This is a genomic window from Candidatus Allofournierella excrementigallinarum, assembly GCF_944388085.1.
Taxonomy (GTDB): Bacteria; Bacillota; Clostridia; order Oscillospirales; family Ruminococcaceae; genus Allofournierella_A; species Allofournierella_A excrementigallinarum.
This window is the reverse complement of sequence record NZ_CALXHK010000079.1, coordinates 1-6,517: the sequence shown is the minus strand read 5'-3', so window position 1 is coordinate 6,517 and position 6,517 is coordinate 1. Positions and strand designations below refer to the sequence as shown.

Below are 6,517 nucleotides of genomic sequence, written 5' to 3'. Positions count from 1 at the left end.
CCCCTCACCATTATACCGCATTCCCTTTCCTTATACGAGAAAAAGACCACCGATAGGTGGCCTTTTTCGACAGGCTGCGGCGCGGCCTTTCTGGCCGCGCCGTTTTGTCATGCTTTTGAAAAATTCATTCGGGGGCTTTCATGCTTTCCACCATGCTGATGTTCTTCAGCTTGCGGTACATCACAAGGTTCACCAGCAGGCTGAACAGGATGGTCAGAAGGGCCGACCACACAAAGCTCATGGGATAGATGGAGCGGCCGAACATCACCATGTCCACCTCGGCGGTGCGGATGACAAAGGTGTGCAGCGCGATGCCGAACAAAAGGCCGCAGGCCGTGCCGATGAGGGTGAGGATGGAGGTCTCTCGGTAGATGTAGGCCCCCACCTCGTTGTCGTAGAAGCCCAGCACCTTGATGGTGGCCAGTTCCTTCGAGCGCTCGGTGATGTTGATGTTGGTCAGGTTATACAGCACCACAAAGGCCAGCGCCCCCGCCGCGATGATCAGCACCACCACGATGTAGTTGATGCTGTCCAGGCTTTGGCGGAAACTGGCGGTGATCTCGTGGGTGAACTGGGCGCCCGCCACGTCCCGGCATTTCAGCAGGGCGGTGGACAGTTCGTCCTCGGCCTCGGGGGTGTTTATCCCGTCCGCCAGGCCGCAGTAGAGCAGGTTCACCTCCGGGTCCGCCCCAAAGGCTTCGCGGTAGACGTCCGCGCTCATGTAGACGTAGTGGTAAACGTAGTTCTCGCACACGCCGGTGATGGTGAAGGTGGCCTGTTTGCCGTCGGCGTTCTCCACCGTGATGGCGTCGCCCACGCCCACGTCCTGGCGCTCGGCCAGCTTTTCGGTGATGACCACCGAGCCTTCCCCAAAGGGCAGCGTCTCGCCGGTGGTGCGCTGGCGGAAGGTGAAGTAGTCGTTCAGCGCCCCGGTGTCGCTGGGCACGGCGATGTAGACATTGTCCTCCTCATTGCCCTCCTTGGGCACCACGGTGGCGTCCTCCTGGGTCATGGCCAGCCAGCCGGTGATCTTGGAGCCATCCTCCAGAATGGCCGCGAGGTCCCGCCCTTCCAGGGCGCTTTCGTCCTGCAGGGAGACCAGCATCTGATAGTGGGCCAGCTGGTCGAACTGCTTTTCCACGATGCCGGAGATGGAATCGCGCACGCCGAAGCCGGTGACCAGCAGGGCGGTGCAGCCGGCGATGCCCACCACCGTCATGAAGAAGCGCTTTTTGTAAAGGAACAGGTTGCGGGCGGTGACTTTGTGGGTGAACCGCAGCCGCCGCCACACCGGGCCGATGTGCTCCAGCAGGATGCGCTTGCCGGCTTTGGGGGCCTTGGGCAGCATCAGGCTGGCGGGCTGCTCCCGCAGTTCGGCCCAGCAGGCGTTCAGGGTGGCCAGCAGGGTGCAGGCCACCGCCGCCGCCGTGGCCAGCAGGCCGAAGCCCCAGTTGAAGGGGGTCAGCAGTTCGGGCAGGTCATACATGATGTTGTAGGCGCTGAGGATGATGCGGGGGAACAGCTGCATGCCGATGAGCATGCCCGCCGCGCTGCCCGCCAGGCTGGCGGCCAGGGCGTAGAGGATATACTTGGCGGCGATCTGGCCGCGGGTGTAGCCCAGGGCCTTCATGGTGCCCACCTGGCCCCGCTCCTCCTCCACCATGCGGGTCATGGTGGTCAGCGCCACCAGCGCCGCCACCAGGAAGAAGAACACCGGGAACACCGTGGCGATGGCGGCGATCTTGTCGGCGTTGTCGCCGTAGCTGGAAAAGCCCGCGTTGTCGCTGCGGTCGCCCAGCACCCACTTGCCCTTTTCGATCTCGCGCACTTCGCTTTCGGCGTCGAGAATTTCCTCCTTGCCGTCGGCCAGTTCCTGTTCGGCCTCGGCCTTGGCGTCCTCGTATTCCGCTTCGCCGTCGATGAGCTCCTGCCGGCCTTCCTCCAGCTCGGCCAGGCCGTCGGCGTACTGCTGGCGCGCGTCCAGCAGGTCGGCGTCCGCGTCGGCAAAGGCCTTCTCGGTGGAGGCGATGGTGTCGTTCAGCTCCTGTTCCTTGGCCTGGAGCTCGGCCCAGCCGTCGGAAAGCTGCTCGCGCCCGGCGTTGATCTGGGCCTGCTGCTCGTCCAGCGCCGCCAGCGACCCGTCCAGGGTGGTCTTCTGGGCGGCCAGCGCCTTCAGGCCGTCCCGCAGGCCGGTCAGCTGCACCACCAGAGCCGGGTCAAGGCCCGGAACGCCAGCGCCGGTGCTGCCGGACCCGTCTTCGCCGGTGGTGCCGGACCCGTCTCCGTCGCCGGTCTGGCTGCCGGTGCCGCCGCCCAAGGTGGCAAGGGCGATGTCGATGGCCTCGATGGTGGCGGCGTCCGATGTGTCGTCAAGTTCGATGAGGCCCATCTGTGCCAGCACCGGGGCCACCTGGCTCCAGAACTGATCCTTGCCGGCCTTCATCTGCTCCAGCTGGGCGCGGCCCGCGTCCAGCTGGGCCTGGGCCTCGTCCAGCTGGCCTTGCGTGTCCAGGATCTTTTCCTTGGCGTCGGCAATTTCCTGCTTGTAGCCGGGCAGCAAGAGATAAAACTCGTTTTTGTTTGTGTCCAGCACTGCCTGGCCGTTGTCGATCTCCACCTTGGCGTCCGCCAGCTCCTGCTCGGCGTCGGCCAGCTCGGCCCAGCCGTCTTTCAGCTCCTGCTCGGCGTCCGCCAGTTCCTGTTCGGCCTCGGCCTTCTTGTCGTTGTATTCCGCCCAGGCGTCGGCCAGCTCGGCCTCGGCTTCGTCGATGATCTCGTCGTAGCGGGCCTGCACCCGCTCGTCCTTGATGGCCTCAAGGCCGTCCATCACCGCGTCCACCTTGTCCTCGTAGGCGGCGGAGAAGGAATTCAGCTCCTTCGCACCCTCCACCGAGAGGTAGAAGGTGGTGTAGTAGTCCATGTCAAAGCTGGATTCGGGGGCGTAGGCGAACAGGGCGATGGTGCCGGTGCCGGCGCTGGTGTATTCCGCTTCCGCCGAGAAATAGGCCGCCGAGCGCACGGTGCCCACCACGGTGAAGGAATCGGGCAGCGCGCCGGTGATGTCCTCGTCGTTCTCGGCCTGGTCCACCGTCAGCACGTCCCCGATGGCGGGGATGGCGCCGGAAAAATCCTTGGTCAGGCCCACGGCGATCTCGCCGGGGGCAGAGGGCATCCGCCCATCCACCAGGGTCAGCCGGTTGAGCCGGTCTTCCGCAGGCAGGCTTTCTTCGGGGATGCTTTGCAGCCGGGTGGTCAGGCTCTCGCCGCTTTCGCTGGTGAGCACCAGGTCCATGTCCCGGGCGGGCATGACCCCTTCCACGCCCTCCACCGCCCGCACGGCGGAAAGGTCCTCGCCGGTGAGGCCCTGGGTGGACTGTATCTTGATGTCGTAGAGGCCGGCCTCGCGGCAGTAGGTGTCGGCGGAAAGGCGCATGTCCACCGGCGAGGCCAGCAGGCCGGAGAGGAAGCCCACGCCCAGCGCCACGATGGCGAAGATGGCCACAAAGCGGGAGAGGCTTGCGCGCACGGTGCGCAGGATGGACTTCCAGTAGGTACGGTTCAGCAACGTTCGTTCACCACTCGATCTGTTCCACCGGCGTGGGGTTGGGATTCGTCTCGTTGGAGACGGCCTGCCCGCTCTTGATGCGGATCACCCGGTCCGCCATGGCGGTGAGGGCGCTGTTATGGGTGATGACGATGACCGTGCGGCGGGTGTTCCGGCAGGTGTCCTGCAAAAGTTTCAGCACCTGTTTGCCGGTGTTGTAGTCCAGCGCGCCGGTGGGCTCATCGCACAAAAGGATCTTCGGGTTCTTGGCCAGCGCCCGGGCGATGGACACCCGCTGCTGCTCGCCGCCCGAAAGCTGCGCCGGAAAGTTGGCCATCCGCTGGCCCAGGCCCACGTGCTCCAGCGTTTCGGCGGCGGGCAGGGGGTCGCGGCAGATCTCGCTGGCCAGCTCCACGTTCTCCAGGGCGGTGAGGTTCTGCACCAGATTGTAGAACTGGAACACAAAGCCCACGTCGTGCCGCCGGTAGCCGGTGAGCTGGCGCTGGTTCATGGCGCTGATCTCGGCGCCGTCCAGCCAGATGCGGCCCTCGTCGCACACGTCCATGCCGCCCAGCATGTTCAGCACGGTGGTCTTGCCCGCGCCGGAGGGCCCCACGATGACGCAGAACTCCCCCTCGTCGATGTGAAAAGTGATGTGGTCGGCGGCGGCAATGCGCGTTTCGCCCATCTGATAATACTTGCACACCCCGTCGAACACCACAAAATGGTCCCGGCCGTCCATGGACAGATCACCCCGTCGGAAAAAGTTGAAAGAAGGGCGCTTTGCGCGCCCCGGTCCCTTATTATATTATAAAGAAAAGTATGGCGCTTGTGTGCACAAATTTGTAAAATATCTATGAAATGGCCGTATTTTCCTGCATAACCGGGCGGGCAAAACCCCTTGGTCCGGTCTTTTTTTAGCGGGGCCGGTGTGATACAATAAAGCAAAGCGCCGCACGGCACGGCAGCGGCGGCAAAAAGGAGTGGAAAACGTGATCGACCTCGTGACCCTGCGGGAGTTTTTGTTCCGCCGGAAATATCTCTCTCAGGTGCGCCACATCACCCTGAACCCCGGCGGGCCGGGGGTGGTGCGGCTGCACATGCTGCCCCCCGCCAGCCGCCTGCGGCGCAGCGTGCCCTATGTGGTCATCCTCAACGGCCATGACGTGCTGCCGCTGAATCTTTCCTGGGCCATCCTGCTGGCCTGCCTGATGGACGCGCTGGCCCCCTACGCCGGCCGGGAGATGCCCGACGAAGACCTGGAAGGCCTGGCCGCCAAAGCGGTGGACGCCGCCCGGCGGGTCTACCCCGGCGTTAGCCGCGAGCGCATGCGCGCCGAGCTGGAGCGGATGCTGCAAAGCTTCATCGCCATCGCCCGGGGCCAGGAGCCGCCGGAGGAGGTGCAGCCCATCAGTTTGGGAGACTATGCCCCTCAGATGACCGCCCCCCACCGCATGGACCTGATGGTCAGCGCCATGGAAAAGGAGGGCCGCTGGAACTGCAACCAGAAGTGCCTGCACTGCTACGCCGCCGGCCAGCCGGAGGCGGGGGTGAAGGAACTGGACACCGCCGGCTGGAAGCGGGTGCTGGAGGCTTTGCGTAAAGCGGGGGTGCCCCAGGTCACCTTCACCGGCGGCGAGCCCACCATGCGCGCCGATCTGGTGGAGCTGGTGGACGCGGCCCGCTGGTTCGTCACCCGGCTGAACACCAATGGCCGGCTGCTCACCCCCGAGCTTTGCCAGGCTCTCTATGAAGCCAGCCTCGACAGCGTGCAAATCACCCTTTACAGCGCCGACGAGGGCATCCACAACGGCCTTGTGGGCGCGCCCGGCTTTGCCGACACGGTGGCGGGCATCCGCAACGCGTTGGCGGCGGGCCTCTCGGTGAGCGTGAACACCCCCCTGTGCAGCCTGAACGCCGGCTACGCCGAAACGCTTGAGTTCCTCCACAGCCTGGGCGTGCGGTACGTCACCTGCTCGGGGCTCATCCCCACCGGGGCGGCCCTCACCGAGGGCAGCCGCGCCACACGCCTTTCCCCGGAGGAGCTGGAGGCCCTTCTGCGGCAGGCGGTGGCCTACTGCGCCGAAAACAGCATGGAGATCGACTTCACCAGCCCCGGCTGGCTGCCTCCCGAGACGCTGCTGGGTCTGGGGCTGCCCATGGCCCCCACTTGCGGGGCATGCCTGAGCAACATGGCCGTGGCCCCCGACGGCACGGTGGCGCCCTGCCAGAGCTGGCTTTCCGGCGACGGGCTGGGCAACATCCTCACCGATGACTGGAAGACGATATGGCACAGCCCCCGGTGCGCGGCCATCCGGGCCGAGAGCGCCAGGATGGAGCACATCTGCCAGCTGCGGGAAAAGGAGGGCGCGCAATGAAACAACTGAAACGCTTCGCTTTGGCCTTTGCGGCGCTGGCGCTGGCCGCGGCGGCCCTCTTTTGCCCGGCGGCGAGCGCGGCCAACCTGGACGAAATTGAAAAGTATTTCGTCACCGTGCGCCTGCAGCCGGACGGCAGCGCCGAGATCGACTACGACATCCACTGGAAGGTGCTGGATTCCACCACCGCCGGCCCGCTGGAATGGGTGAAGGTGGGCGTGCCCAATCAAAACATCGAGCCGCTGAGCCACAGCGGCACCATCGCCGACCTCTATCCCTACCAGGAGGGGGGCAGCTACGTCCGGCTGGACCTGGACCGCCGCTACTACGCCGGCGAGACGGTGCGCCTTGAGTTCACCCTGCGGGTGACCCACCTTTATGAGCTTTACGACGACGGCTCGGTGAACTTCGCCTTCACCCCCGGCTGGTTCGACGAAGCCGAGACAAAACAGCTCACCTTCACCTGGGAGGACGGAGACGCCCGGGCCAGCTACGCCGCCGAACTGGAAGGCGCGCCGGTGACCGGCGACCTCACCGGGACACCCAACGGGGTGCAGGGCGAGTGGACCGACCTGCCCGAGGGCGCGCGCCTTAC

4 protein-coding genes are annotated in these 6,517 nt (G+C 65.3%); 2 read left to right on the top strand and 2 right to left on the bottom strand.

Annotated features, from left to right (window positions below):
* Positions 1-124: 124 nt before the first annotated feature.
* Together ACH2AT_RS10490 and ACH2AT_RS10485 are read right to left on the bottom strand one after the other, a co-directional pair.
* The gene (locus ACH2AT_RS10490; RefSeq protein WP_394965867.1) at positions 125-3,565 is read right to left on the bottom strand and encodes an FtsX-like permease family protein; all 3,441 of its coding nucleotides are present in this window, start codon (positions 3,563-3,565) and stop codon (positions 125-127) included.
* A 7-nt stretch (positions 3,566-3,572) separates the two neighbouring features.
* Complete coding sequence (locus ACH2AT_RS10485) at positions 3,573-4,286, bottom strand: ABC transporter ATP-binding protein (RefSeq protein WP_394965866.1); 714 nt, start codon at positions 4,284-4,286, stop codon at positions 3,573-3,575.
* A gap of 250 nt (positions 4,287-4,536) precedes the next feature.
* Here ACH2AT_RS10485 and ACH2AT_RS10480 point away from each other — a divergent pair, with 250 nt between their 5' ends.
* Together ACH2AT_RS10480 and ACH2AT_RS10475 are read left to right on the top strand one after the other, a co-directional pair.
* Complete coding sequence (locus ACH2AT_RS10480; RefSeq protein ID WP_394965864.1) at positions 4,537-5,922, top strand: radical SAM/SPASM domain-containing protein; 1,386 nt, start codon at positions 4,537-4,539, stop codon at positions 5,920-5,922.
* Positions 5,919-6,517, top strand: a 599-nt coding sequence (locus tag ACH2AT_RS10475; RefSeq protein WP_394965862.1) for a hypothetical protein, incomplete at its 3' end; no start/stop codon positions are given. The genes ACH2AT_RS10480 and ACH2AT_RS10475, both read left to right, overlap by 4 nt.